The sequence below is a fragment of the Phaeacidiphilus oryzae TH49 genome (genome assembly GCF_000744815.1).
Classification (GTDB): domain Bacteria; phylum Actinomycetota; class Actinomycetes; order Streptomycetales; family Streptomycetaceae; genus Phaeacidiphilus; species Phaeacidiphilus oryzae.
Genome location: NZ_JQMQ01000005.1, coordinates 1,366,258 through 1,391,972, shown reverse-complemented (window position 1 = coordinate 1,391,972; position 25,715 = coordinate 1,366,258). Strand labels below are relative to the sequence as shown.

The 25,715-nt window shown below is 73.1% G+C and carries 24 protein-coding genes; 16 read left to right on the top strand and 8 right to left on the bottom strand.

All coding sequences use genetic code 11. The features are described 5' to 3' along the window. Positions 1-15: 15 nt before the first annotated feature. Positions 16-1,266, bottom strand: coding sequence for a winged helix DNA-binding domain-containing protein (locus BS73_RS10525; RefSeq protein ID WP_037579014.1), 1,251 nt, complete (start codon positions 1,264-1,266; stop codon positions 16-18). Between the two features lie 156 nt (positions 1,267-1,422). On the opposite strand from BS73_RS10525, the gene BS73_RS10520 reads away from it, so the two are divergent. From BS73_RS10520 to BS73_RS36025, 6 genes are all read left to right on the top strand, one after another. Next, positions 1,423-2,649: a PP2C family protein-serine/threonine phosphatase gene (locus BS73_RS10520; protein ID WP_051939788.1), complete on the top strand. Its 1,227-nt coding sequence runs from the start codon at positions 1,423-1,425 to the stop codon at positions 2,647-2,649. Between the two features lie 457 nt (positions 2,650-3,106). Next, complete coding sequence (ectA, locus tag BS73_RS10515) at positions 3,107-3,670, top strand: diaminobutyrate acetyltransferase (RefSeq protein WP_084703956.1); 564 nt, start codon at positions 3,107-3,109, stop codon at positions 3,668-3,670. A gap of 146 nt (positions 3,671-3,816) precedes the next feature. After that, positions 3,817-5,115, top strand: a complete 1,299-nt coding sequence (gene ectB / locus BS73_RS10510) for a diaminobutyrate--2-oxoglutarate transaminase (RefSeq protein WP_051941372.1) — start codon at positions 3,817-3,819, stop codon at positions 5,113-5,115. Between the two features lie 91 nt (positions 5,116-5,206). Then, positions 5,207-5,599: an ectoine synthase gene (locus BS73_RS10505; protein ID WP_037571343.1), complete on the top strand. Its 393-nt coding sequence runs from the start codon at positions 5,207-5,209 to the stop codon at positions 5,597-5,599. Between the two features lie 68 nt (positions 5,600-5,667). Next, positions 5,668-6,615 carry an ectoine hydroxylase gene (thpD, locus tag BS73_RS10500; RefSeq protein ID WP_084703955.1) on the top strand — a complete coding sequence of 316 codons (948 nt, stop codon included), beginning with the start codon at positions 5,668-5,670 and terminating at the stop codon, positions 6,613-6,615. Positions 6,616-6,714: 99 nt separating this feature from the next. After that, entirely contained in the window at positions 6,715-8,109 is a 1,395-nt protein-coding gene (locus tag BS73_RS36025) for a YrhB domain-containing protein (RefSeq protein ID WP_084703954.1), read from the top strand. A 91-nt stretch (positions 8,110-8,200) separates the two neighbouring features. On the opposite strand, the gene BS73_RS10485 is transcribed toward BS73_RS36025, so the two are convergent. The 4 genes from BS73_RS10485 to BS73_RS10470 all read right to left on the bottom strand — a co-directional run bounded on the left by BS73_RS10485 (position 8,201) and on the right by BS73_RS10470 (position 13,351). Beyond that, the gene (locus BS73_RS10485; RefSeq protein WP_037579002.1) at positions 8,201-9,871 is read right to left on the bottom strand and encodes a thiamine pyrophosphate-binding protein; all 1,671 of its coding nucleotides are present in this window, start codon (positions 9,869-9,871) and stop codon (positions 8,201-8,203) included. Continuing rightward, positions 9,864-10,709 (bottom strand): cyclase family protein, encoded by an 846-nt coding sequence (locus BS73_RS10480; RefSeq protein ID WP_051939786.1) that lies wholly within the window; start codon positions 10,707-10,709, stop codon positions 9,864-9,866. Before BS73_RS10480 ends, BS73_RS10485 begins: the two co-directional genes overlap by 8 nt. A gap of 175 nt (positions 10,710-10,884) precedes the next feature. After that, positions 10,885-12,030 (bottom strand): EstA family serine hydrolase, encoded by a 1,146-nt coding sequence (locus BS73_RS10475; protein WP_037578999.1) that lies wholly within the window; start codon positions 12,028-12,030, stop codon positions 10,885-10,887. 154 nt (positions 12,031-12,184) lie between these two features. Then, positions 12,185-13,351, bottom strand: a complete 1,167-nt coding sequence (locus BS73_RS10470) for a hypothetical protein (RefSeq protein ID WP_037571341.1) — start codon at positions 13,349-13,351, stop codon at positions 12,185-12,187. 141 nt (positions 13,352-13,492) lie between these two features. Here BS73_RS10470 and BS73_RS10465 point away from each other — a divergent pair, with 141 nt between their 5' ends. Both BS73_RS10465 and BS73_RS10460 read left to right on the top strand, forming a co-directional pair. After that, positions 13,493-14,080 carry a carboxymuconolactone decarboxylase family protein gene (locus BS73_RS10465; RefSeq protein WP_037571340.1) on the top strand — a complete coding sequence of 196 codons (588 nt, stop codon included), beginning with the start codon at positions 13,493-13,495 and terminating at the stop codon, positions 14,078-14,080. Beyond that, positions 14,077-14,982, top strand: coding sequence for an RNA polymerase sigma-70 factor (locus BS73_RS10460; protein WP_037571338.1), 906 nt, complete (start codon positions 14,077-14,079; stop codon positions 14,980-14,982). The genes BS73_RS10465 and BS73_RS10460 overlap by 4 nt, the downstream gene beginning before the upstream one ends. Before the next feature lie 752 nt (positions 14,983-15,734). Here the strand turns inward: BS73_RS10460 and BS73_RS34570 are convergent. After that, positions 15,735-16,247, bottom strand: coding sequence for a hypothetical protein (locus BS73_RS34570; protein ID WP_051939785.1), 513 nt, complete (start codon positions 16,245-16,247; stop codon positions 15,735-15,737). Positions 16,248-16,439: 192 nt separating this feature from the next. Between BS73_RS34570 and BS73_RS10450 the strand changes: the two genes are divergently transcribed. The 8 genes from BS73_RS10450 (at position 16,440) to BS73_RS10420 (ending at position 23,775) form a co-directional block, all read left to right on the top strand. After that, positions 16,440-16,901: a hypothetical protein gene (locus BS73_RS10450; protein ID WP_152617570.1), complete on the top strand. Its 462-nt coding sequence runs from the start codon at positions 16,440-16,442 to the stop codon at positions 16,899-16,901. Between the two features lie 119 nt (positions 16,902-17,020). After that, a complete protein-coding gene (locus tag BS73_RS10445; protein WP_037571334.1) occupies positions 17,021-19,264 on the top strand; it encodes a hypothetical protein in 2,244 nt (747 codons plus the stop codon). Further along, positions 19,261-19,962, top strand: a complete 702-nt coding sequence (locus BS73_RS10440; protein ID WP_152617569.1) for a hypothetical protein — start codon at positions 19,261-19,263, stop codon at positions 19,960-19,962. The genes BS73_RS10445 and BS73_RS10440 overlap by 4 nt, the downstream gene beginning before the upstream one ends. Positions 19,963-19,980: 18 nt before the next feature. Further along, positions 19,981-20,151, top strand: coding sequence for a hypothetical protein (locus BS73_RS38175; RefSeq protein WP_161789660.1), 171 nt, complete (start codon positions 19,981-19,983; stop codon positions 20,149-20,151). 28 nt (positions 20,152-20,179) lie between these two features. Then, positions 20,180-20,662 carry an SseB family protein gene (locus BS73_RS10435; protein ID WP_152617568.1) on the top strand — a complete coding sequence of 161 codons (483 nt, stop codon included), beginning with the start codon at positions 20,180-20,182 and terminating at the stop codon, positions 20,660-20,662. After that, positions 20,659-21,237, top strand: a complete 579-nt coding sequence (locus BS73_RS10430; protein WP_051939783.1) for a hypothetical protein — start codon at positions 20,659-20,661, stop codon at positions 21,235-21,237. Before BS73_RS10435 ends, BS73_RS10430 begins: the two co-directional genes overlap by 4 nt. Before the next feature lie 8 nt (positions 21,238-21,245). Then, positions 21,246-23,540, top strand: coding sequence for a putative T7SS-secreted protein (locus BS73_RS10425; RefSeq protein ID WP_152617567.1), 2,295 nt, complete (start codon positions 21,246-21,248; stop codon positions 23,538-23,540). A gap of 10 nt (positions 23,541-23,550) precedes the next feature. Then, positions 23,551-23,775, top strand: a complete 225-nt coding sequence (locus BS73_RS10420) for a hypothetical protein (RefSeq protein ID WP_037571325.1) — start codon at positions 23,551-23,553, stop codon at positions 23,773-23,775. Positions 23,776-23,885: 110 nt separating this feature from the next. Here the strand turns inward: BS73_RS10420 and BS73_RS10415 are convergent, their stop codons facing one another. Further along, positions 23,886-24,560: an MBL fold metallo-hydrolase gene (locus BS73_RS10415; RefSeq protein WP_051939782.1), complete on the bottom strand. Its 675-nt coding sequence runs from the start codon at positions 24,558-24,560 to the stop codon at positions 23,886-23,888. After that, positions 24,560-25,645, bottom strand: coding sequence for an S-(hydroxymethyl)mycothiol dehydrogenase (locus BS73_RS10410; protein WP_037571322.1), 1,086 nt, complete (start codon positions 25,643-25,645; stop codon positions 24,560-24,562). Before BS73_RS10410 ends, BS73_RS10415 begins: the two co-directional genes overlap by 1 nt. Between the last annotated feature and the right edge of the window lie 70 nt (positions 25,646-25,715).

The window sequence follows — 25,715 nt, the reverse complement described above, 5'->3', positions numbered from 1 at the left end:
GGCGGTAACCGGGAATCAACCCGCCGGCAACAGCGCCTGCCGCTCGGCGGAGGTCCGCCCCCGGGTGCGCGGGGTGAGCCGGATGCCGCCGAGGCGGTCGGCGAGCAGCGCCGCCTCCGCGTCCACCGCGGCCCGCGCCTCTGACCCGGGCTCCTCCAGATAGTGCACCCGGATCTCGCCGGACTCGTCCTGCGCCCAGCCCCCGACCACCCGCCCGCGCCACCAGACGGTGGGGCCGGCATTGCCCACGTTGTCGAAGACCTCCGGGCCGTGCGGTCCGAGATACCAGTCGCGCCGCTTCCAGCCCATGGTCGTGGAGTCCAGCGCGGGCAGCAGCGCGGCCCAGGGTTCGGGCTCCTCGGCGGGGCCGGACTCCGCGTCCGCCGGCAGGGCCGCCCCGGGGACGGCGGGACCGCCGTCGGCCCCGGTCTCGACCAGCACCTCGACCGCCCCGGTCGCGGCCAGCGCGCGGTGGGTCTCGGTCTTGGTCCAGCCCGCCCACCACTGGAGGTCCTCGGGCAGCCCCGGGCCGAAGGCGGCCAGCCACGCCCCGGCCAGCCGGGCCCGGCCCTCCTCCTGCGTCAGCTCGTCGATCGGGCCGGGCAGCCAGCGCTCGGTGAGCGCCCAGCGGTGCTGGTGGGAGGTCCAGGAGCCGCGGGGTCTGGCCCGCACCACCCGGCCGTCCGCGGCCAGCAGCGGCAGCACCCGGGCGGCCAGGTTCTGCCGGGACTCGTACTTCTTGCCCGGGGAGAGCACCAGCCGGCGGTCCAGTACGCCCGGCCCCGCCTCGACCAGCTCCGCGGTGCCGGCCTCGCCGAGCTCGGCGAGCAGCCGCAGCGCCGCCTCCTCCCCGGCGGCGAGCAGCTTCTCCGCCTCGGCGGGGGAGCAGGGCACCCCGTCGGCGATGATCCGCAGCGCCGTCCTCCGCTCCCGCGCCGCGACCGCGCGGGTGCAGCCGGCCTGCAGGACGGGGGCGTTCTCCAGCGGAGTGACGAAGACCGTCCGCCGCATGGCGAGCATCCGCAGCAGCGTCCGCTCCTCGTACAGCTCCCGGTCGACGGCGGCGACCGGATCGGGGCCGCCGGCCGTCCGCGCCCAGCAGGCCACATAGACCGAGGCCGGGTCGGTGCCGTGGAGGGCGACCAGCGAGCGGGCGACCTCCAGCGGGTCCTCGGCGCGGGCCTGGACGGCGAGCCGGTGCCTCCGGCCGAGCAGCGCCCGGCGCTCCGCGGCGCTGACGAGCCGCCCCCGCTGAGTCCTCGTCATCTCGGCCATGTTGCTCACGCTATCGCCCGGGTACGACAGAGCAGCGGTGGCGCGGTGGGGCACGGTCCCGGAAGCTGTTCGGGGAATCGGACCCCGCCGCCGAGGTACGCGCGGGACGGCCCGGAGGCGGGCGAGGGCGGCAGGCAGAGGGGCGGTATGCACGGAGCGGGACCGGAGCGCAGGGGCTGGTTCGCCGCGCGCCGGCTCCGGGTGTGGCGGCGGCGGGCCGGCGGGCCCGGCGCCTCCCTGCGCCCGTACGCGAGCTGGCGGCTGCCGGCCGTGCTGACCGCCGCGATCATCGGCCTCGACCTCGCCTTCGACGGGAGGTTCCGCACCGACAGCTGGCTGGTGCTGGTGCCGGTGGTGGCCTCGGCCTTCTGCAGCACGGCGGTGACCTTCTGGTTCGCCTGCCTGGTGGCGGCGCTGTACCTCCCGATGGAGCACCTCTGGGCGGGGCCGCACCGGATGGGGCTGGAGGACCTGCTGCTGGTGCTGGTCGGCTCGGCGATCGCGGTGCCGGTGGCCTGGCTGCGCAGCCGCACCCGCGGCCAGATCGAGCGGCTGGCCAACGCGGCCTCGGTGACCCGGCAGATCGTGCTGCGCCCGTTCCCGCCCGGTGTGGGCGGGCTCTCGGCAGCGGCCAGCTACCTCCCGGCGGACAAGGAGGCCCGGGTCGGCGGCGACTTCTACGAGGTGCTGGCGACGCCCTGGGGCGCCCGGGTGCTCCTCGGCGACGTGCAGGGCAAGGGGCTGTCCGCGGTGGGGGTGGCGGCGGCGCTGGTCGGCACCTTCCGGGAGTGCGGCTGGACGGAGGAGGACCTGGACGCGCTGGCCGGCCGGCTGGAGGTGCGGGCCGGCCGGATCAACCGGTACCAGTCCCAGTTCGGCGAGACCGACCACCGGTTCGCCACGGGGGTGCTGGTGGAGTTCCGGACGGACGATCCGGAACGGGTGCGGATGGTCAACTTCGGCCACGAGGGACCGTTCGCGATCGGCCCGGCGGGGGTGCGGCGGCTCCCGCAGGAGCAGGGCCCGCCGCTCGGGCTGGCCGACCTGGTGGGGGAGCGGGCCCGGGCGGTGGACGTGCCGTTCGGCCCGGGCGAGGCGCTGCTGCTGGTGACCGACGGGGTGACCGAGGCGCGCAACCGGCGCGGCCGCTTCCTGCCCCTGGAGGAGCGGCTGACCGAGCGCTGGCGCCGGGAGCCGGGCGGCCTCGCGCAGCCGGGCCGGCTGGTGGCCGTCGTCGAGGACGCGGTGCTGGCGCACACGGCGGGGCGGCTGGCGGACGACACCGCGATCCTCGCCGTCCGGCGGCTCCCCGGCCCCGCCACCGCCGGGACGGGGTCCGCGGAGGGGTCGCCGGAGGGGGCCGCGGGGGGCTAGCGCCTCCGCAAAGCCTCCACATACTTCGCTGGACAGCTCCACGGCAGGTGGGGTGCGGTGCCCGGGAGCGGCGCTCGCGGGGGCGCGCGGCGGCCTTCGGTGTGCGCCCCGGCGCGGCAGTGGCGAGGGCCCCGCTCATCCGGCATTCACCCGGAATCGCGCCCGCCGGGGCCGGGTGCAGAACGGCCCGAGCAGCGAACGGGAATTAATTGATATGCATTCTGGGACTACTCCGCCACATTTCGCCTGCCCAATCCAGAGAAGGCCAAACATCTATCCCGATGCCCTTTCGGCGTGTGTGACGGATGTCACATACGACTTTTTGTGGGATACTAAATCCTATTAAATTCGGACAGAACGGCTCCTCGTGGGCCCATGCGCGATAACACATGAAGTCGTTCGGCGGAACACCGCCTGCGGCTGCGATCCGGATTCCTTCTCGGTACGTTGAGGCGTCATGACTCCCGCACGAACGGAATTCGACCGACCGACCGGAGAATTCATCGAGCAAGCGCACGGCGCCGTGGCCCCGATAACACTCTGTCGGCCCACCGTGGCCGACGGTGCCGCACTGTGGCGGATCGCCCGCGACTCCCGCACTCTCGACCTGAACTCGCCGTACAGCTACCTGCTGTGGTGCCGTGACTACGCGGACACCACGGTGGTGGCGCGTCGCGACGGCGAGGCGGTCGGTTTCGTCACCGGATACCGCCGGCCGGAGCGCCCCGAGGTGCTGATGGTCTGGCAGGTCGCCGTGGACGAGTCGTGCCGGGGCGAGGGCCTGGCCGGGCGGATGCTCGACCACCTCACCGAGCGGCTGCGGGGAGCCGGAGTGCGGGTCATGGAGACCACGATCACCCCCGACAACACGGCGTCCCGGCGGCTCTTCGCCGGATACGCCGCCCGGCAGGGCGCCGAGCTCGAGCGCAGCGTGCTCTTCTCGGCCGAGGACTTCCCCGGCGGCGAGGGGGCCGGGCACCTCGCCGAGGAGCTGCACCGGATAGCCCCCATAGCCGGTTGAACCGCTCCAGAACCGCCGTACAGCGGGCGGCGCAGCGCCGCGCCGTCCACCTACAACCGAACACCGCGCACAACCCGAAGGAAGTGCAAGGCATGACCGCCACCCACCCGGACTTCGTGATCAACGGGAACGAGCCGAACGAGCCGATGCCGAATCAGCCCGACCAGACGAACGAGACCTTCGCCGCCGAGCCGAGCATCTTCGAGTCCCGCGAGTCCGAGGTCCGCAGCTACTGCCGCGGGTGGCCGGCCGTCTTCGACCGGGCCCGCGGCGCGCGCCTCCAGTCCCAGGACGGCCGCAGCTACCTGGACTTCTTCGCCGGCGCCGGCTCGCTCAACTACGGGCACAACAACCCGGTTCTGAAGCGCGCACTGCTCGACTACATCGAGCGGGACGGCATCACCCACAGCCTGGACATGTCCACCACCGCGAAGGGCGAGTTCCTCCGCACCTTCGAGGAGCTCGTGCTGAAACCGCGCGACCTCGACTACAAGGTGATGTTCCCGGGCCCGACCGGCGCCAACGCGGTGGAGTCGGCGCTGAAACTCGCCCGCAAATACACCGGGCGGGAGTCGGTCGTCTCCTTCACCAACGCCTTCCACGGCATGACGCTGGGCGCCCTGGCCGTCACCGGCAACGCCTTCAAGCGGGCCGGCGCCGGCATCCCGCTGGTACACGGCACCCCGATGCCCTTCGACCACTACCTGGACGGCCAGGTGCCGGACTTCCTGTGGTTCGAGCGGCTGCTGGAGGACAGCGGCTCCGGCCTCAACCCGCCGGCCGCCGTCATCGTGGAGACCGTGCAGGGCGAGGGCGGCATCAACGTCGCCCGGCCGGAGTGGCTGCGCGCCCTGGCCGACCTCTGCAAGCGCCGCGACATGCTGCTGATCGTGGACGACGTGCAGATGGGCTGCGGCCGCACCGGCGCGTTCTTCTCCTTCGAGCAGGCCGGCATCAAGCCCGACATCGTCACCCTGTCCAAGTCGATCGGCGGCTACGGGATGCCGATGGCGCTCACCCTCTTCCGCCGGGAGCTGGACATCTGGGCGCCGGGCGAGCACAACGGCACCTTCCGCGGCCACAACCCGGCGTTCGTCACCGCCGCCGCGGCGCTGCGCGAGTACTGGGCCGACGACGCGCTGGAGAAGTCCACCCTGAAGAAGGGCCAGGTCGTCTGGCAGGCGCTGTCCGAGATCGCCGCCTCGCCCGAGGCCAACGGGGCCGGGGTGCGCGGACGCGGCCTGGCCTGGGGCCTGGACTTCGGCGGCAGCGACCCGGAGCGCGCCTCGCGGGTCTGCGCCAAGGCCTTCGAGATGGGCCTGCTGCTGGAGACCTCCGGCCCGCAGAGCGAGGTCGTCAAGCTGCTGCCGCCGCTGACCCTGAGCGACGCCGAGCTGGCCGCCGGACTGGAGATCCTGGCCCGCTCGGTCCGCGAGACCGCCTGACCCGTCGGGCGGGCCGTGGCCCCGACATCGGCCGCCGCCCTGATACCGACCGCCGCACCGACAGAGAACACAGCACAGACAGGAGAACCCCGTGATCGTCCGTTCCTTCCAGGACATCGAGGGCACCGACCGCGACGTCAAGGCCGAGACCTGGCGGAGCAAGCGCATCGTCCTCGCGAAGGAGGGCGTCGGCTTCTCCCTGCACGAGACCACGATGTACGCGGGCACCGAGACGACGATGCACTACGCCAACCACATCGAGGCGGTGCTCTGCGTGGAGGGCGAGGCCGAGCTCACCGACGAGGAGACCGGCGAGAAGTACGTGATCACGCCCGGGACGATGTACCTGCTCAACGGTCACGAGCGGCACACCATGCGTCCCAAGTCCGATTTCCGTTGCGTCTGCGTCTTCAACCCCCCGGTCACCGGGAACGAGGTGCACGACGAGAACGGCGTCTACCCGCTGCTCACCGAGGCGTCCTGAAGGCCCTCCGGCCCTCAGATCCCCGACAGGCAGCGCAGCGAGAGCAACACCGCAGGGAGGACGACCCGATGAGTACCACCAGCCCCAGCCCGGCCGCCGCGTTCGGCAGCATCGCGGGGGCGAACGCGACCATCCCCGACCAGTACCCCAGCCGCGGCGCCACCGAGGTCAGGATCCCTCGGGCCGACCCGGTCGTCTGGGCCGACCCGGAGACCGCAGAGGGTCCCTGTGAGCCGTTCGAGCTGCGCGAGTTCGAACGCAACGGGTTCCTGACGGTGGATCAGCTGATCGAGCCGGAGGAGGTCGAGCTCTACCGCAACGAGCTGGACCGGCTGGCCTCCGACCCGGCGGTCCGCGCCGACGAGCGGGCGATCACCGAGTCGAAGTCGGACGAGATCCGCAGCATCTTCGAGGTGCACAAGCTCTCGCAGGTCTTCGCGGACCTGGTCCGGGACCCGCGGGTGGTCGGCCGTGCCCGGCAGATCCTCGGCTCGGACGTCTACGTCCACCAGAGCCGGGTCAACGTCAAGCCCGGATTCGGGGCCAGCGGCTTCTACTGGCACTCGGACTTCGAGACCTGGCACGCCGAGGACGGGCTGCCGCGGATGCGGACGGTGTCCATCTCGATCGCGCTGACCGAGAACCTGGACACCAACGGCGGTCTGATGATCATGCCGGGGTCGCACCACACCTTCGTCGGCTGCGCCGGCGAGACCCCGACCGACAACTACAAGAAGTCGCTGAAGATGCAGGAGGCCGGCACCCCGTCGGACGAGGCGCTCACCGCGCTGGCCGACGAGCACGGCATCCGGCTCTTCACCGGCAAGGCCGGCTCCGCGACCCTGTTCGACTGCAACTGCATGCACGGCTCGGGCGACAACATCACGCCCTATCCGCGCAGCAACGTCTTCATCGTCTTCAACAGCATGGAGAACGCCGCCGTCGAGCCGTTCGGGGCGCCCGCCCCGCGTCCGGAGTTCATCGGCGCCCGGCCGCCGTTCCAGCCCGTGCGCTGACCCGGAGGTCCGCGAAGCGGTCCCGCCGCCGGCCCCGGTGCGTCGTCCCAGCGACGCGCCGGGGCCGGCGGCGATCTCATATGTGATAATCGACGGCTTGTGAGCAGCAGCAGCGCAGCATCGACACTGGCAGGGGAGTTGGAGGAGCAGGAGTCCGCCGAGGAGGCGGCCGCCCTGGGGCGCGCCCGGCAGTGGCTGCGCCAGGTCTACCGGGGCCGGGTCGAGCTCGGCGCCGACTACCCGATCGCGGAGAGCGACGAGGCCTTCGTCTTCACCTGCCGCGCCGTCGTGCCCCCCGGCGCCCCGCCCGCCGCGCCGCTGCTCAACGTCTCGCTGGCGGTCCCCAAGGACGGCGCCCCGCCGTTCCACCTGGCCAACGACGACCCCTGGGGCGACCTGGCCGAGCTCGCCGAGGACCCCTCGCCGCGGCCCCCGCAGGAGCGGATCGGCCGCACCAACGCCCGCGGCGCGCTGCTCGCCGCCGACGCCCTGGTCGCCGGCTCGCGGATCGCCTCCGCGCCCTGGCGGCCCCGGGACGAGGAGATCGACTGGTGGCCGCGCTGGATCGGCCGCTGGTTCCCCGGCGCGGAACTCCACGAGTGCGCGGACTGGGACGAGGTCGGCCGGCTGGTCGAGGCCGGTGGCGAGGGCAGCCGGGGGGTGGTCTGGGTCCGCCGCGAGGCCAACGGCCACGAGGCCACCGGGCACCTGCTGTACGCCCTCTTCGACCGCGGCCGGGTGGTCTACCTGGACGGGATGCGCGGCGGCCCGGCGGACATCGAGGGCGAGGAGGACGCGCTGGCGCTCCACCTCGCCCGCTTCCACCGGGCCCGCCCGGCCTCCGCCGTGCTGCCCTGGCGGCAGCCCGCCGCCGATCTCGCCGGGGCGGTGGCCAAGGCGCAGTCCTGGCTGGACGACACCTACGGGCCGGGGACGGTCCAGCTGGTCGCCCCGGCGCCGGAGGACGACTACGGGCGGGGCTGGTTCTTCGGCTGCAACAGCACCGCCTACCTGGCCGGCGGGGACTGGGCGGAGGCGATGCTGGACGCCGCCGTGGTGGTGCCCAAGGACGGCGAGCCGCCGTTCTGCCTCCCGCAGGACCATCCGTGGCAGTGGCTGGAGCGCTGGCTGGCCGGTGGAGTGCCGGGCGCGGACGGCCTTGAGCCGCTGCCGGTGCCGGCCTCGCCGCATCCGGGCTGGCTGGCCCGCTCGCTGGCCTCGGTCGGCGAGGGCGCGACCCTCGCCGACGTCAAGGAGTCGGGCAGCTTCGCCGGCTGGGCCGAGGCCAAGGCGGCGCTGGACGGCTATCCGTACGGCTCGGCGGCCGTGGTGTGGGTGCGCAGGGTGGACGCCCGGGGGCGGGAGGTCACCGGCCGGGTGCTGCGGGCGCTGCGCACCCCGGCCGGGACGGTGCTCTCCGACCCGTGGTCCGCGGAGCCGCCGGCGCAGGAGCCGGCGGGCGTCGCGGGCCTCGGGGTGGTGCGGTACCGCTGAGCTGGTGCGGCGGCGGGGGCGCCGGGGGTCGCCGGTGGCCTCGGCGGCTTGAGTGTCGACGGCATCGGCAGCGGCCCCGGGGGAGTCGGTCTCAGTGGCCGAAGGCCTCCGCGAGCCACCAGGAGCCGCCGTCCTCGGCGATCTTGGCGTCGACCACCAGCGGAGTCCGGCGCGGGCCCTCCAGCCAGGCCGACACCGCCTTGAGATCGCTGACCTGACGCACCGTCACCCCTTCGCAGCCGAAGCCCCGGCCGATCGCGGCCAGGTCGCGGTCGGGGAACCGCACCGCGCCCAGGTCGGGCGGCGGCTCGGTGCCGGGCCCGAAGTGGTGCACCTCGGCCCCGTACGCGGCGTCGTCGTAGACCACCACCAGCAGCGGAAGGCCCAGTCTGGCCGCGGTCTCCAGCTCGGACACGGACATCAGGAAGCCGCCGTCGCCGAGCGCCGCGACCGGCAGCCGGTCCGGGCGGGCCAGCGCGGCGCCGATCCCGGTGGCCAGGCCGAGGCCGATGGACTGGAAGGCCTGGGTGAAGCAGAAGCCGTACTCGTCCGGCACGGAGAGGTAGGCCGACGGGTAGCCCATGAAGTTGCCGGAGTCGATGGAGACCAGGCGCTCGGCGGGCAGCAGTTGGTCCAGCTCCTGGGAGAGGGTGCGCGGATCGATCCGGTCGGCCGTCGAGATGTCCTGGTGCTCGATCTCGTTCCAGCGGCCGCGTTCGCGCAGCGCCTCGGCGGTCCTGCGTTCGCGGAAGCCGCCGGCGGACAGGTCGTGGCCCCGCTCCCGCAGGGCGCGGTCGGCGTCGGCCGCGGTGAGCGCGCAGTCGCCGACCACGCCGAGGTCGACCGGCCGGTGGGCGCCGAGCGCCGAGGGGTCGTCGTCGATCTGGACCAGGCGGGCGGAGGGGGAGAGCAGCTTGCCGTGCCGGGTGGTCCACATGTTCAGCGCGCAGCCCCAGGCGACCACCAGGTCGGCGCTGCCGATCAGTTCGGCGGCCAGCGGGGTGGCGAAGCCGCCGGAGATCCCCAGCGACCACGGGTCGTCGTGGAAGAGACCGTGCGCCACGGCGGAGGTGGCCAGCAGGGCGCCGCAGCGCTCGGCCAGCGCGCGCAGCTCCTCGCGCGCCCCGCGGGCGCCGCGCCCGGCGATGAAGACCGGGTGCCGGGCGCCGGCCAGCGCGTCCGCCAGTGCCGCGACCGAATCGGCGTCCGGGCGGCAGGAGTTGGGGCGGCTCGGCGGATCAGGGAGCTCGGCGGCGACCGGGACCGGCTGGGTCTGGACGTCGAGCGGCAGGTTGAGGACGACGGTCCTGCGCTGCTCCACCGCCGTGCGGTAGGCCCGGACGGTGTCCGCGACCGCGGTCTCCCCGCTGTGGGTGCGCTCGGCGGTGGCGTCCACCGCGCGGACCGCCGCGTCCTGGTCGATCCGGAAGTTGGAGAGGACCGAGGAGGCGGCCGTGTCCGCGGCCAGCACCAGCATCGGGGTGCGGCTCTTGGCGGCCTCGGCGATGCCGGTCAGGGCGTTGGTCAGGCCGCAGCCCTGGTGGGTGGTCAGCACCGCCACCCTGCCGCTCATCCGGGCGTAGGCGTCGGCCATGGTGGCGGCGCCGCCCTCGTGCCGGGCGGCGGTGAACGGGACGCCGTGCGCCCGCAGGGCGTTGGTGACGTGGAAGTTGCCGCTGCCGACCACGCCGAAGGCGTGGCCGACGCCGAGGCGGGCGAGGGTCGCGCCGACCGCCTCGGCGACGGTGGTGGTCTCAGGCATCGCCACCACCGGTCCGGCCGCCGGTCGGCTCGCCGGTCTGCTCGCCGGTCTGGTCGACCATGGCCAGGACCCGGGCCGGACTGCCGGAGCCGCCGACGATCGGCAGCGGGGCGACCACCAGGACGGCCCCGGTCACCGGCAGCCGGCCGAGGTTCTGCAGCTGGGTGAGGCCGAACTTGCCCGCGCCGAGGAGGAAGTCGTGGCAGGGGAACGGCGGGGTGAAGCCGTGCGCCGCGCCGGCGTCGGTGCCCACGGTCTCCACGCCGAGGCCCGCCAGCGGGGTCTCCTGCGCCAGCCAGCGGGCGCAGTCCGGGGCGATGCCGGGGGTGTGCGGGCCCTCGGCGTCCGCGTTGAGGAAGTCCGCCTGGTCCGCGGAGCGGACGTCCCAGCCGGTGCGGTACAGCAGCCAGCCGCCGTCCGGGAGTTCGAGGTCGCCGTGGCCGTCCCCGTGCTCGCGCTGCCAGGCCCGGACGTCGTCCACGGTCAGCAGGAAGTCGGGGTCCTTGGCCACCCGCTCGGACATGTCCAGGACCACGGCGGGGGCGACCATGGAGCGCAGCGGCACCTGGGAGACGTCCAGGCCGTCCCGGCCGGAGATCCAGTGGACGGGGGCGTCCAGGTGGGTGCCGGTGTGCTCGCCGGTGTGGATGTCGTTCCAGTACCAGCGCGGCCCGCGCTCGTCGTAGCGGCTGATCTCCTCCAGCCGGAACGGGATCGTGTCGGCGAACGGGTCCGGCAGCTGGAGCACCGGGGTCGTCGAGGTCAACGGAGCGGTGAGGTCGATGAGTTCGACCTGGCCCGAGCGAAGGGCGGAGAGCAGAGCGGTCAGCGGCGACATGCCCGGAGCGTAGGCGGCGGAGGGCGGCCCGGCAATGGCCGGAGACGGCCGGAGACGGCCGGAGACGGCCGGTGCGGGCCTGCGTGGGGCCGGCGTGGGACCGGCGTGGGGCCGGCGTGCGGCCGGCGGGGGCCGGGCCCGCGCCCGGCCCGCGCGCTGGGGGCGCGATCCCGCGTCAGAGCGAGTCGTAGACGGCCTCGATGAGCGCCATCTTCCGTGGGTCGTCCGCGATCTGATAGCCCATCACATTCATGGCGTAGCCCAGGCTGAGGTCCGCCTCGGGGTCCGCCAGCCCGCAGGAGCCGCCGGCTCCGTCGTGGCCGACGGCCCGCGGGTTGGGGCCGTAGGAGGCGGTGCGGCCGCTCAGCCAGAGGCCGAGGCCGATCTCCGTCTCGTACCTGAAGCCGGACTCCAGCACCAGGTCGCGGCAGGCGCCCTGGCCCTCCCTGATCCGCTCGGCGGACGCGGGGGAGAGGACGCGGTGCTCGGCGTCGTAGGCCCCGCGGCCGGCCACGATCCCGTACAGCTCGGCGATCGCGCGGGCGGTGGCGTGGCCGTTGGCGGCCGGGAGCTCCGCCGCCCGCCACTCGGCGGAGTTCGCCTCGTCCGGGCCGACCAGCGGATTGGCCAGGGCGGCCAGGAAGAGCGGGGACGGCTCCGCCGGGAGCGGCGCGCCGACGGCCGCCTCGGCGGGGGCGCGGACCAGCAGCGCCGCCCGATCGGCCGCCTTCTCCGGCAGGCCGATGGTGAAGTCGATGCCCAGCGGGCCGGCGATCTCCTCGGCCAGGAAGGCGCTCGGCAGCCGGCCGCTGATCCTCCGGATCACCTCGCCGACCAGGAAGCCGTAGGTCAGGGCGTGGTAGCCGGAGCGGGTGCCGGGCTCCCACCACGGCTCGGTGGCGGCCAGCCGGGCGGTGGTCAGCTCCCAGTCGTAGAGGTCGGCGAGGGAGTGGGGCTCGCGCAGACCGGCCAGCCCGGCCCGGTGCGAGAGGAGGTGGCGGACCAGTACGCCGGACTTGCCTGCCGCGGCGAACTCCGGCCAGTACGCGGCCACCGGGGCGTCCAGGTCGAGCAGCCCGCGGTCGGCGAGGAGGTGGGCGCAGAGGGCGGTCGCGCCCTTGGTGGTGGACCAGACGTTGACCACGGTGTCCCGCTCCCAGCGGCGGGTGCGGCCGGGGTCGGCCCAGCCGCCCCACAGGTCGACGACCAGCTCCCCGCCGAGCCGGACGGCCACCGCGGCGCCCAGCTCGCCGCGGCTGCGGAAGTTCTCCTCGAAGGCCGCCCGGACGGCGGCGAACCGCTCGTCGCAGCGGCCCTCGATCTCGGCCTGCGGGGCGGAGGCGGACGGGGACGGGGACGGGGACGCGGATGCGGATGCGGATGCGGAGTCTGCCACGGGGTCTGCCACGGAGTCCTCCTGGATGCCGGTGACGGGGAGCGGCCACCGGCAACGTACCGACTGGTCGGACTGGAGGCTAGAGGGGCGGCGCGGGGGTGGGGCGGTCCGGGCGTTGGGGGTGCTCGCGGTGCTCGCGGCGTTCGGGGTGCTCGGCGTGGTCGCGGCGTTCGGGGTGCTCGGCGTGGTCGCGGCGTTCGGGGTGCTCGGCGTGGTCGCGGTGCTCGGGGCGTTCGGGGTGCTCGGCCTCGTCCGGGTCGGGCTGCGGCGCTTCGGGCTGTGCCCCTCCGGGCGGGGCGGCTTGCTCGGGCTCGGCTGGTGCGAGCTCCTCGCGGTCCGGTGTGGCGAGTTCCTGGGGGCGGGCCAGGTGGGCGGCCATGGCGCTGGTGCGGGCGCGGAGAGCGGCCAGCCGGGCCGCACGGTCGGGCTCGGCCGTGCCGAGGGCGGCGGCCGGGCGCACCGGGACGCCGTGCTGCTCGGCGGTGGCGAGCAGCCCGGCCGCCGACCGCTCCACGATGACCAGGGTGGCGGCCGCGAACAGCCCCCCGGAGTGCACCTTCTGACGACCCATCAGTCCGCGGTGGACGATCTCGATCGGCACCGCCCGCCCGTCCAGCGGCCGGTCCGTCGAACCCCGCTCCAGCGCGGCCAGCACCACCGTGGCCACCGCCTCGGCGGCTTTGGTCACCAGCCACTTGCGGCCGGGGACCGGCGGCAGGAACTCGCGGATCCGGTCCACCTCGTGCTCCAGGGCCTGGGTGGTCATCACCTCGAAGGCGTCCCGGGTGCGGATCTCGGTCACGTCCGACCACGCGAACTCCTCGCCGTCGAAACCGGCCCCGTCCGGGCCGATCCGCACCGCGCCCAGGTGGTCCAGCAGGCCGAGGGCCTTGTGGGCGAGCCGCGGCGTCCGCGGATGGCGGCCGAGGAGGGTGCCCAGCGAGATCCGCCAGGGCCGGCCGGCCGGGACGTCGGGCGGCGGCACGGAGGTCAGCGCGTCGTACGCCCAGGCGCCCTGGGCCGCCAGTCCGGTCCCGCGCCGCACCGCCCGGCCGCCGGCCACCGCGGCCCGGCCGCCGGCGGAGGCGGCCTGCGACGCGGCCTGCGATGCGGCCTGCGATGCGGCCTGCGCGGCCCGCTTGCCGACGGTGCCCGCGGTGCTCGCGGCCCGACCGACGAAGGTCCGGAAGTCGCCGCGGGCCTCGGCCCCGTCCCCATCGCCCGCCCCGGCGTTCTCGTTCTTCACCGGGACATCCTGCGGGGCCCGCCGCGCACGGCGCAAGCAGCGGTGGACGGACCGATGTCACATCCGGCGGACCCGCCGCGTCTCCCTGGTGAAGCCGGTGCGGCCCGGCTGCGGCACCCTACGAACACGGAGGCGATCACCATGGCCCGAATCTCGCTCGAACCCCGCCGAACGGTCCTCTACCGGCTCTCCGAGTGGTACTCGCGCCGCACCTACGGCGACGTCCTCGACCCGCTGCGGGCGATCGGCCACAACCGCAGGGTGATGATGGCCGACGCCCGCTTCGAGATGGCCGTCGGCAAGTGGAAGGCGCTCGACCCGCAGCTCAAGCTGCTCGCCCAGATGGCGGCCTCGCACGTCATCGGCTGCTCCTGGTGCACGGACTTCGGCTACTGGCTGGCCCACCGCGCCGGGATGCCCGAGCAGAAGCTGCACGCCGTGCCCGGCTGGCGGGACGACCGGGGGCAGTTCACCGACCTGGAGCTGGACGTCCTCGAGTACGCCGAGGAGATGTGCCGGACCAGCCCCCAGATCGACGACGACCTCGCGGACCGGCTGCTGCGGCAGCTCGGCGAGGCCGCGTTCGTCGAACTCACCGCCATCGTCGCGGTGGAGAACCTCCGCTCCCGGATGAACAGCGCCCTCGGCCTCACCGGCCAGGGCTTCAAGGACCGCTGCGAGCTGCGGCCTCGGTCAGGGGCCGGAACTGCGGTAGCGTCCGGTGCGTGACCACCGCTGAGCGCGCGCTCGACCTCTTCGAGGAACACCGCCCGGTCCTGTTCGGTGTCGCCTACCGGATGCTCTCCAGCGCCGCCGACGCCGAGGACATCCTGCAGGACGCCTGGCTGAAGTGGAGCGCCGTCGATGTCGGCACGGTCGAGGCGCCGCGCGCGTACCTCACCCGGATCGTCACCAACCTGTCGATCAGCAGGCTCCGCTCGGCGGCCGTCCAGCGCGAGTCGTACGTCGGCCCGTGGCTGCCGGAGCCGCTGGTGACCGCGTCCGAGCCGGACGCGGCCGACGGGATGGCCCGGGCCGAGGACGTCTCACTGGCCATGCTGGTGGTACTGGAGACGCTGTCGCCGCTGGAGCGGGCGGTGTTCATCCTCAAGGAGGTCTTCGGCTACCCGTACGCGGAGATCGCCGGGATGCTCGACCGCAGCGAGGCCTCGGTGCGGCAGGTCGGCAGCCGGGCCCGCGGCCATGTGGAGGCCCGGCGGCCGCGCTACGACGCGCCGGCGGAGGTGCGGCGCAAGGCGACGGACGAGTTCCTGGCGGCCTGCCTGGGCGGCGACCTCAACGAGATGATGGAGCTGCTCGCACCGGACGTCACGGCGTGGACCGACGGCGGCGGCCGGATCCGGGCGGCGCTGCGCCCGCTGACCGGACCGGAGAAGGTCTGCCGCTGGCTGATCGGCGTGATGACCAACAGCCCGCTGCCGGACTTCTCCGCGCACCCGGTCGACGTCAACGGCCGCCCGGGCTACGTCTTCCTGTCGGGTGACCGCGTCGACTCGGTGGTCTGCGCGGAGGTCGACGAGGCAGGCGCGATCACGGCGCTGAGACTGATCCGCAACCCGGAGAAGCTGGAGCGCGTCCGCCCGGAGGACTGGCAGTCGTCTGAGGGCTGAGGCGCCCACGCGTCATTGCGGCGGGTGCCAAGGACCCTGCTGCTGGTAGGGGTTGGGGGCGCTGGGCGGCGGCTGCTGCTGCCGGTACGGGTTCTGCTGGGGCGGCGGAGGGCCGTAGGGGGGCGGCGATGCCGGTGGCTGCTGCTGCCCGCGGCCTCGGCCTCGGCCGCGACCGCGGCGGCGGGCGAGCAGGACCAGCGCGGTGACCAGCCCGCCGACGGCGACCACGGCGGCTCAGCGCCGCCTGCGCCTGGGCCTGGGTGACGCCGCCGGGGACGCTCGGTGCGAAGGTGGGGTCGTGGGGGCCGGCGACCGTCTTCGGCGTGTGCAGCAGCCCCTGCTGCCGGTGGTAGCTCTGGACGGTCTGCTGGTCGGAGGCCGAGACCGGCGGCACCGCCGAGCGGACCTTCTGCAGGGCCGTCCCCGCCTGCGCGGTGAAGCTGCCGATCGTCTTGTGGTAGTCGGCCACGCAGTCCGTCATCTGGACGACCTGCCGCGCCCAGCCGCGGAACGCGTCTCCCGCGGAACTCGTCCAATCGAGGCCCGCGAGGTGGCTGTTGAGGGCGTCGGAGAGGGACTGGATGCTGTCCCCGGCCGCGCTGAGGCGGTTGCCCGCGGCGATGACCGACTCCGGGTTCCCGGTCTGCGCGAGCTTGTGCAGCTCGGCGTGGGACATCCCCTCGAAGTCGCTCTCGGGGCTCCAGCTGTCGCCCCCCGCTGTGTCACGCATGGCGTACTTCCCCCGGTGCGAATCAGAAGCCGCTGTCGGCGGCGGTGGACGAGGCGGACGGGCTTGCGGACGGGCTCGGTGACGCGCTCGCGGCCGGCGAACCGGCCGGCCTGCTCGCCGAGTTCGGGCCGTACACCTTCCGATAGGCCGTCTGCGTCCGGTCGTGGATCCTCCAGAGCGCCTCGACCTGCGACTCCTCCACGCCCGTGTAGCCGTTCTGGACATAGTCGACGGTGATGCTCATCGCCTCGATCTGCTGGCTCAGCGCCGTCGACAGCTCCTGGAGCCTGCCGTGGGCCGTGGCGTACGCCTCCGACAGCGTGCCGACCTCGGTGAAGCCGTCGCCGAAGTGGGCCGAGGCGAGATGCTGGCCGGCGATCTCGCGCGTCGACGCGGGGCCGGCGTCGAGATCGTGGAGGAGTCCGTCGACCTTCGCCCGGAACTGCTTCAACGTCTCCACCTCGACGCTCATCTGCCGCGCATCGGCCACGCTCACCCGAGCGGGCGCGCCGCCGCCCCCGTCCGCGAGATACATCCCGCCGTCCTCCCCGTTCCCCAGAAGGCAGTTGACCCCTCATCAACTGTCAGGTTCACGAAAAGCCTAGCAATGAGTACCGACACGGTCACAGGAGGGCGCCGAACCACGTGCTGTGGTGGACAGGGGACGGGGGTGGCTCTAGATTCAACGCCGATCGTCACACAGCGGAATGGCAACGGGGGGCCACCGGTGGGTAATCGAGAACTCGACCAGCAGTTGAATCCGTGGATGTTCGACAAGTCCGGCGGCCTCACGCCGGCGGCGAAGAAGCAGTTCCCTGATCTCGCCGGGACGCCGGCGCCGATCACCACCGGGGGCAGCCCCACGGCCCCCGCCGGGGCCGGCGGGCAGCAACTGGTGGTGCACCCGGACGCCCTCCGTACCGCCGGGCACAACGCCTCGGACCTGGGCAACCGGATGACGGCCGACTGCCAGAACCCGGCCGGGAACGACCTCTTCACCGCCGCCACCGCGATGAACGGCTGGGCCGTCGGCCCCGCCATCACCTCCAGCCACCAGACCTGGGAGCTCCAGTTCCTCACCCTGGGCGGCGACCTGATCGACATCGGCCAGAACCTCCAGGACAGCGCGGACGGATACACCGGCACCGAGAACGCCAACCGCGGGCACCTGCGGGCGCTGGACAACTGAAGACGCGGAACCGCGCGCACGCGCAGAACCGCGCGAACGCGAACCGCGCGGACGCGGAAGCGCGCGGACGCGGAAGCGCGCGAACAACGGGGACGGAACGGGGACGGGGACACGGGGACATGGTCACGTACGGCGAGCTCGCCAACACCAATCTCACTGCGCTGGACACCGCCGCGGCCGACCTGGAGCATCTGGTCCGCAACTGGCAGTACGACTCCGACTTCCAGGGCGGAGTCGTCACGCCCCTCCAGGCCAGCGACTGGTCCGGCCCGGCCTCCCAGGCCGCCGCGGCCCAGCTGACCGCGGCCCGTACCCAGATCGATGCGGCCTTCGACGAGACCAGCGCCCTGGCGAAGGCGCTGCGCGACGCCCACGACCAGTTCGCGTCCTGCCAGGCGACGCTGCATCAGATCCAGCGGGACGCGCAGAGCCAGGGCCTGACCATCTCCGCCGACGGCGGCCGGATCACCTGGACCATACCGCCCGACCTGCCCCACAACCGGGGCGTCCATGACGACTACCAGCAGTCGATGACCCAGGCCGCGGACGGCATCGCGGCACGCATCAAGGCTGTGCTGCAGCAGGCGAGCGACGCCGACCAGGCCGCCGCCGCGGCGCTGACCCGGGACGCGGGGACCGACCAGCAGCAGTTCAACGCCAAGCCGGTGGGCGGCATCGCGGAGGAGGAGGCGCAGCAGGCCGCGGACCTCGCGCGGCAGGGCAACAACCTCTCGGACGCCCAGGTCGCCCAGCTGGACGCGCTGCTGAAGGCGCACGCCAATGACCCCGCCTTCGCCACCGCCTTCTACTCGGACCTCGGGCCGAAAGGCGCCCTCACCTTCTGGGGCCAGTTGAGCGAGGGCTCGACCGGCACCCTTCAGCCGGACCAGCAGCGGCTGGCCGTCCTCAAGGACCTTCAGGCCCAGCTCGGCACCTCACTGGCCTGCGCCACCGACACCCAGAACTGGCCGCACCTCTCCGACCAGTGGGAGGCGGGCCTGCGGGCGGCCGGCGCGCAGCGGATCCCGCTGGCGGGCCCGGACGAGTTCAACTACCAGCCCTACGGCTACCAGATCCTCGGCAGCATCCTGCGGACCGGCAGCTACGACCCGCACTTCCTCGACCCCGTCGCGGAGCACATCACCCAGCTGACGCAGAAGAACCCCGACATGTGGGCGGAGGCCGCACCGATGCCGCCCGCGCCGGACGTCAAGACCAACCTCCTCGGCGGCGGCTCCGGCTTCAACCCGGTGACGGGCGTGCTGGAGGGGCTGGGCCACAGCCCGGCCGCGGCCACGGACTTCTTCCACAATCCGGAGACGCTCTACAACAGCGACGGCACCCCGACCGGGCACACGGCGCCCAACGGATACCTGAACTTCCTCACGGACAGCGACAAGAACCCACTGCTGCCGGACACCACCTCCCGCGATCCGCAGACCATGGCCGCGGCCCGGAACGACGAGCCGACGGCGCTCGGCCACGCGCTGGAGGCCGCGACCAGGGGCGTTCCCTGGGACGCCGGGAACGGCACGCCGCTGCCGCCGCACACCGCCGCCACCGACGACGTGATGAACCAGGTGGTGAACACCTTCGGCGGCAACCCCGCCCTGGTGCAGGGCAGCGGTGCGCCGTTCGCCGCGATGAACGGCAGCCTGGCGCACATGACCGCCTCGTACATCGGCGACGTCGACCGCGCGGTCAACACCCCGTCCGGCGACCAGCTCGGCGTCTTCGGTACCCCGGCCGGGCTCAACCAGAACAACACGATCCATCTGCTGGACACCCTGGGCCGGGACCCGAACGCCTACGGCGTCCTCCAGCAGGCCCAGAACGGGTACACGGCGGCCCAGTTGCACAACGCCGTGCATCAGCCCGGTGACCTCAACGCCAACCTCAACCGGGTCGCCGACCAGGGCAGCCAGATCAGCGGCATCCTCAGCAACGCGCGGGCCAACGCCGTCGCGCAGAACGGCTGGCAGGCGGACGCCGCGTACAATCAGGCGATCGACAACAACACCGGTATCGCCAACACGGTCTACGGCATGTCGATCGGCAGCGTGGTGGGCAAGGCGCCGGTGATCGGCCCGCTGATCAACAATCAGGTCAGCGGCATGATCACGCAGATGGGCAACGGCTTCCATCACGACAGCACGCCGCAGAACGTCAGCTCCGACATCGGCATCGTCGCGGCGGGCAAGACCGCGGCCGGCCAGGCGGCCCAGTACGCGGTCCAGAACGCCCTGCAGGGCACCGCCCTGGACCCGAACGGCAACACCTCGGCCAACGTCGGACAGGCGGCGCAGGACGGCTACGAGGGCGGGGTCTCCTTGGACGGGGCCATCCACCAGGGGGGCAAATGAGCACGACCACCTTGCCGAGCGCGCCGCCGGCCGGTCGCCGCCGCCGGCTGCGGACGCTGACCGCGCTGGCGGCTGTCCTGCTGCTGGCGGCCGTCGCGGCGGTGCTCTGGTGGCGCCCCTGGCGGACGGTCACCCTGCCCGCCCACGCCTGCTGGGGGGTGCTGACGGCCGGCGACCTCCGCCCCCTGGCGGGCGCGGACGGGACGATGACGGCCGCCACCAACACCAGCACGCTGCAGCCCGCGACGCAGGCCACCAATGGCGGCTACCTCTGCCCGCTGTCCTGGCAGGGCGGCCAGGCGCCGCACTACCTGGGCGGCGGACCGAAGATCGCGCTGTACACCGCGGCGGAGCTGCGCCGGGCCCGGGCGGCGGACGCGAGCCGCGGTGCGGTGCGGTCGCTGTCCCTCGGACCCGGGAACATCGCATGGCAGGCGTCCGGCGACTACTCACTGAGCCTGGCCGTCCCGTGCACCTTCCGGGACCCGTTCTCGGGGCAGTCGGCCGACGGCTACGCCCGCGTCTCGATCGACGCGACCCCGAGCCCCCGCGGCTACCCGGCCCCGCCCGGCGAGGTGCGCCAGGCGGACGCGCAGATCGTCCTCAAGCTGGCCAAGGCCTTCGTGGAGCAGTACCCCTGCACCGCCGCCAGGCTTCCGGCGAGCACTCCGTCGATTCCGGCCTACCCCGGATCGTAGAAGGAAGGCGGAACCGCCGTGTGGGACAACGGCAACGAGCCCAAGGACTACCACCAGGAGAACCAGTACGACTACTACGACCGCGGCAACTGGTTCCGCCGGCTCTGGCGGGAGAACCGCGCCGCGGCGATCGCGGTCTGGCTCGGCCTGGCGGTCGTCTGCGTCATCCTCTTCCTGATCAACCGCTGAGCCCCGCGGGGGTGGGAAGCGGGAGCCGGTGTCTTGGACACGACAGTGGTTGCTAGCCTCGGTGCGAGCGGCTACTGAGGTTGGGGGAGCGGTGGAGTCGACGGGGGCCGATGGGCTTGGCGCGCTCATCGAGGCGGTCTGGGCGGGGCGTGGGTGTCCGGGCGAAGAGCTGATCGCGGGGTTCCGCGCGGCGCGGGTGGTGTGTCCGCTGACGGCGGAGGGCGCCTTGCGGGGCGCCGACTCGGGTGGGGTCCACTGGCTGTTCGCGTTCACGTCGGAGCGGGCGTTGGCGGTGTTCGCGCGGGCGCGCGGGGCGGGAGACGAGCGCTGGGAGTTCGCGCGGGTCGAGGGCGGGCGACTGCTCGACGTGGCGCTGCCGGCGGTCGGGAGACCGGCCGGGGTCGCCGTCGACGTCGCGTCGTCGCGGCCGATGCTGCTGCCGCCGGTGGCGGGGGTCGTCCCGGCGGAGACGGAGGCGGCGGTGGCGATGGCTGGGACGGTGGCGCGGTGAGCGGAGACGGGGACGGGTACGCGGTCGACCCGCAGACGCTGCGGCAGGCCGGCGCGGGCATCCAGGAGGTCATCGACACCCTCAAGCCGCTGGGCATCGGCGGCTCGGCCGACGAGGGCCGCGGTTTCTCCGGCCTGGAGCTGTCCGGGATGCAACTCGGCAGCGCCGCTCTGAAGTCCACGCTGGACGGGTTCTGCGAGCGCTGGTCCTGGGGCGTGCGCTCGCTGGTGCAGGACGGCAACGAGATCGCCCACCGGCTGGGCCTGTCGGCTGGGCTCTACCACGACCAGGAGCAGTACGCGCTGGGCGTGCTCAAGGACGTGGCGAACGCAGCGATCGGCAACCCGCACGCGAGCAGCGACCAGGTGGAGAAGGAGTCCTACAGCCAGATGGTGGAGGGGGACGCGCCGGACTACAGCGCGAAGTCCTTCGCCGACGCCGGCCGGCACACCGAGGAGGTGTGGTCCGGGGAGACTAAGGACCTGAAGGAGTTGGGGCTCAAGGCCGCCCTGCCGGGCGTGGGTGAGGCGCTGGTGGACTCCGGCGAAGCCAAGAAGCTCCCCGGGATGGGGTGAGCGGCCGCATGGGGCTCGGAGATCTGATCAACAGCGTCGGCGACGGCCTGGAACACGCCGCCCAGGGCGTCGAGCACGGCGCCGGTTCGCTCGTGGACGGCGCCGCCCACCTGGCCGGGGACGGCCTGAACGCGGTCGGCCTGCACTCGGCGGCGCAGAGCGTGGACGAGTTCGGCGACCATGTCGCGGACCGCCTGGGCGCCTCCGTGGCGGAAGCGGAGTTGGGGGAGTCGGACGACCCGAAGGACCTGCTGCACGGCGACGCCGGGGCGATCGGCAGGACCGCGCAGGCGCTGCGCAGGTTCCACGAGGGCTTCGAGAACGCTTTCCAGGCGCTCTCCCGCCTGGAGACCGGGGATTGGCAGGGACAGGCCGCACAGGCCTTCCAGGCCAAGTACCTGGAGCACCCCAAGCGGTGGGCGGACGCCGCCGACGCCTGCGCGCGGGCCGCGTTGGCGCTGGAGTCGTACGCGCGGACGGTGACCTGGGCCCAGGGCCAGGCCCGGCAGGCGATCACGCAGTACGCGGCCGCGCAGAAGCTCACCGACGGGCACAACCAGCAGGTCGAGGCCTACAACCAGAAGGCCATCGCCTGGAACTACGGCGTCCAGCATCACCTCGCGCCGCCGCCGGGCACGGAGAAGCCGCTGCCACCGCCCTCGGAGGATCCCGGCGCCCCCGGCCGCGCCCAGGCCCGGCAACTCCTGGACGCCGCCCGCCGCCAGCGCGACGCCGCCGCCGAGGACGCCGCCCGCGCGCTCGCCGCCGCGACGGCGACGGCGCCCAGGGAGCCCTCGTTCCTGGAGCGGATGTACGACGACGGCCACGACCTGGTGCAGGACGCAAACACCGAGCTCCTCCACTTCACCGGCGGCATCGCCAAGGGTGCCGTCGGCATCGTCGACTTCGCCCGCTCTCTCAACCCCCTCGACCCGTACAACATCACCCACCCCGCCAGCTACCTCGACGGCCTCTCCACCACCGCCGCCGGCCTCGTCCACGCCGCCGACCATCCGACCGTCCTCCTCAAGTCACTGGTCGGCTCCGGCTGGACCACCGACCCGGCTCAGGCCCTGGGCAACCTCATTCCCAACATCGCCCTCACCGTCGCCACGGACGGCGCGGGCGCGGCGGAGGGTGCGGGCGCCGACGTGGCAGCCAACGCCGGCGAGCGCTCAGCGGTCCGCGCCGGCGAGGACGCGGCGGTCAACGGCGCCAGGGACCTCGCGACCACGAACGCGACCGCCGACTCCTCCCAGGCGGCGGCGCTGCACGCGACCGACGAAGGCGCTCAGGGGTCCTTCGCCCGGGCGACAGCCCAGCTCGATGGGGCCCGGCCGAATCTGGCGAGCGCGGACGCCGGGGCGGCGCAGGGCGTTGACGCCGCTGGGTCTGGGCTCGGAAAGGTGCCCGAGGTCCAGACCCCCAATCTTGACGTGGCAGACGCTACGGCGCGCGAGAGCATGCAGGACGCGAGTACCGGCCTGGACCACGTGGCCGATGCGAAGCCTCCGAACCTCGACGGCATGACGGATTCCCCGGGCCCAGAGACTGAGCCGTCACGGATCGCCAGGGCGCTGGAGCCGGATCGGTATCCGTCGTTCACGGACGAAAGCGCCGCCCTGGAGAAGGAAGGCGATGCGGGAGCCGATCTCACTCAAGCTGAGAAGTCACTCAATGAATTGAAAGGTCCTCGCCGGTCCGATGATGCCGGTAATCCTTCCGGGGCCCCGCAGCCGCCTCCCCGGCGACTGGCGATCACGGACAACAGTCCTCAAACTGCGCGCGCACTTGCGGAATTGGGGCAGGTTCCGGCCGAGATCTTCAACAAGGTCTCGGCCTACCTCGCGGAGATTCCGGGCGGGGGTATGAGCATCGGAGACGCCCCCCTGACCCAGCTGCCCGGTGGGGAGGTGCTGACCGGGGCACCGCGTGGCTGGCCCGAGGGTTCGTCCTGGAATGATGTCGCCGGGGTCTACATACCGGGGAGCCGCCGACTACTGATCAACTCCGGTGGTGCCAGCGCAAGCGGAAGCGTCCCCATTCATGAGTTCGGACACGCGGCGGACGACGCACTCGGCAACCTCAGCGCCGGTGCGGATTTCGCCGAAGTGCAAGGCAGGATGCAGTCGGCGATGAGTGATACCTCGACCTGGAACAGTTACTACGACCACCCCAGTGAACTATGGGCCGAGGGCTTCGCCGCATGGACCCAAGGCGGCGACAGTATGCTGCACCTGACGGCGGGCAACGCGGACGCCGCCGAGATCTTGAAGGGCTACTACGATGGAATACTCCGCTAGTGGAACGCCGATGCTGGATACCGACGGCGAAACCATCCTCATCCGCTCAGGTGGGCGGACCGAGGAGGGGATCTTCTACGACGGTTTCGTCAAGGTGCGCCCCGGCGAGGACCGCTACGACGAGCTGCTGCCGGAGGCCCGGCGTCACCCCGTCCCCGAACGCCCCGAGCCGACCCGACAGCCCGACCCCGAAACCATGGCCATTCTGATGCGAGCAATGGAGGACACCGACTGACCGCCCGAGCCCCTGATGCAGGGATGGAACTGTCCCGGTCCGGAGAAAGGCCGTGGCGCCGCCGACTGTAGAGCTTGGTTTGTGGCGGCGCCTTGGTCGCGTCCGGCGGCTCAGTGCCCCCGCGCGATCCACTCCTCCAGGTGCGGGGATTCCGCGCCGATGGTGGTGGTGGGGCCGTGGCCGGTGTGGACGGTGGTGGTCGGGGGGAGGGTGAGGAGGCGGTCGCGGATGGAGTGGATGATGGTGGGGAAGTCGGAGTAGGAGCGGCCGGTGGCGCCGGGGCCGCCGGCGAAGAGGGTGTCGCCGGTGAAGAGGGCGTCCAGGTCGGGGGCGTGGAGGCAGACCGCGCCGGGGGCGTGGCCGGGGGTGTGGAGGACGGTCAGCTCGACCCCGGCGACCTCGATCCGGCGGCCGTCGGAGAGCCAGCCGTCCGGGTCCCGGTCCGGGTGGGTCTGCTTCCACAGGACGCGGTCGTCCAGGTGGAGGAGGATCGGCGCGCCGTCGTAGCGCGCGGAGAGCTGCGGCGCGGCGTTGACGTGGTCGTTGTGGGCGTGGGTGCAGACGATGGCGGTGAGCCTCCGGTCGCCGACCGCCTCGGCGATGGCGTCTGCGTCGTGGGCCGCGTCGATGACCACGACCTCCGAGTCGTCGCCGACGATCCAGACGTTGTTGTCGACGTCCCAGCTGCCGCCGTCCAGGGTGAACTGGCCCGAGGTGACCAGGTGTTCGATGCGCGCTCCGCCGCCGGAGGCGCCCGTGCCCGCGCCCGTGCCCGCGCCCGCCATCAGAAGACCACCACCGAGCGCAGCACGTCGCCGTGGTGCATCCGGTCGAAGGCCTCCTCGACCTGGTCCAGGGCGATGGTCTCGGTGACGAAGGCGTCCAGGTCGAGCCGGCCCTGCCGGTAGAGGTCGATCAGCATGGGGAAGTCACGGGACGGCAGGCAGTCGCCGTACCAGCTGGACTTGAGCGAGCCGCCGCGGCCGAAGACGTCCAGGAGCGGGAGCTTGAGCTCCATCTCCGGGGTGGGCACGCCGACCAGGACGACCGTGCCGGCCAGGTCGCGGGCGTAGAAGGCCTGCTGGTAGGTCTCGGGCCGGCCGACCGCGTCGATCACCACGTCGGCGCCGAAGCCGCCGGTGAGCTCGCGGATCGCCTCGATCGGGTCCGTGGAGCGGGAGTTGACGGTGTGGGTGGCGCCCAGCCTCTCGGCGGTCGTCAGCTTGCGGTCGTCGATGTCCACCGCGATGATCTTCCCGGCGCCGGCCAGCCGGGAGCCGACCACCGCCGCCGCGCCGACCCCGCCGCAGCCGATCACGGCCACGCTGTCGCCGCGCCCGACGTTGCCGGTGTTGATCGCCGCGCCGAGGCCGGCCATCACCCCGCAGCCGAGGAGTCCGGCCGCGGCCGGGGAGGCCGCCGGGTCCACCTTGGTGCACTGGCCCGCGTGCACCAGGGTCTTGTCGGCGAAGGAGCCGATGCCGAGGGCGGGGGACAGCTCGGTGCCGTCCTCCACGGTCATCCTCTGCTTCGCGTTGTGGGTGTTGAAGCAGTACTGCGGCCGCCCGCGCAGGCAGGCGCGGCACTCCCCGCACACCGCACGCCAGTTGAGGATGACGAAGTCGCCCGGGGCGACCCCGGTGACGCCCTCGCCGACCTCCTCGACCACGCCGGCCGCCTCATGCCCGAGGAGGAACGGGAACTCGTCGTTGATCCCGCCCTCGCGGTAGTGGAGGTCGGTGTGGCAGACCCCGCAGGCCTGGATTCTCACCACGGCCTCGCCCGGGCCCGGATCGGGGACGATCACCGTCTCCACGCGGACCGGCTCGCCCTTGCCCCGGGCCACCACGCCTCGTACCTGCTGCGCCATGCGGAGACTGCCTTCCTTCGGTGACTGACTGGCCGACCGATCGACGGCCGACCGGCCGGCTGGCTGATCG

What these genes read in the sequence shown, in the direction of transcription:
- BS73_RS10525 (WP_037579014.1), bottom strand. Translation starts at nt 1,266, where the DNA reads ATGACGAGGACTCAGCGGGGGCGGCTCGTCAGCGCCGCGGAGCGCCGG.
- BS73_RS10520 (WP_051939788.1), top strand. Translation starts at nt 1,423, where the DNA reads ATGCACGGAGCGGGACCGGAGCGCAGGGGCTGGTTCGCCGCGCGCCGG.
- ectA (WP_084703956.1), top strand. Translation starts at nt 3,107, where the DNA reads ATGACTCCCGCACGAACGGAATTCGACCGACCGACCGGAGAATTCATC.
- ectB (WP_051941372.1), top strand. Translation starts at nt 3,817, where the DNA reads ATGCCGAATCAGCCCGACCAGACGAACGAGACCTTCGCCGCCGAGCCG.
- thpD (WP_084703955.1), top strand. Translation starts at nt 5,668, where the DNA reads ATGAGTACCACCAGCCCCAGCCCGGCCGCCGCGTTCGGCAGCATCGCG.
- BS73_RS10485 (WP_037579002.1), bottom strand. Translation starts at nt 9,871, where the DNA reads ATGCCTGAGACCACCACCGTCGCCGAGGCGGTCGGCGCGACCCTCGCC.
- BS73_RS10480 (WP_051939786.1), bottom strand. Translation starts at nt 10,709, where the DNA reads ATGTCGCCGCTGACCGCTCTGCTCTCCGCCCTTCGCTCGGGCCAGGTC.
- BS73_RS10465 (WP_037571340.1), top strand. Translation starts at nt 13,493, where the DNA reads ATGGCCCGAATCTCGCTCGAACCCCGCCGAACGGTCCTCTACCGGCTC.
- BS73_RS34570 (WP_051939785.1), bottom strand. Translation starts at nt 16,247, where the DNA reads ATGTATCTCGCGGACGGGGGCGGCGGCGCGCCCGCTCGGGTGAGCGTG.
- BS73_RS10445 (WP_037571334.1), top strand. Translation starts at nt 17,021, where the DNA reads ATGGTCACGTACGGCGAGCTCGCCAACACCAATCTCACTGCGCTGGAC.
- BS73_RS10440 (WP_152617569.1), top strand. Translation starts at nt 19,261, where the DNA reads ATGAGCACGACCACCTTGCCGAGCGCGCCGCCGGCCGGTCGCCGCCGC.
- BS73_RS10425 (WP_152617567.1), top strand. Translation starts at nt 21,246, where the DNA reads ATGGGGCTCGGAGATCTGATCAACAGCGTCGGCGACGGCCTGGAACAC.
- BS73_RS10420 (WP_037571325.1), top strand. Translation starts at nt 23,551, where the DNA reads ATGCTGGATACCGACGGCGAAACCATCCTCATCCGCTCAGGTGGGCGG.
- BS73_RS10415 (WP_051939782.1), bottom strand. Translation starts at nt 24,560, where the DNA reads ATGGCGGGCGCGGGCACGGGCGCGGGCACGGGCGCCTCCGGCGGCGGA.
- BS73_RS10410 (WP_037571322.1), bottom strand. Translation starts at nt 25,645, where the DNA reads ATGGCGCAGCAGGTACGAGGCGTGGTGGCCCGGGGCAAGGGCGAGCCG.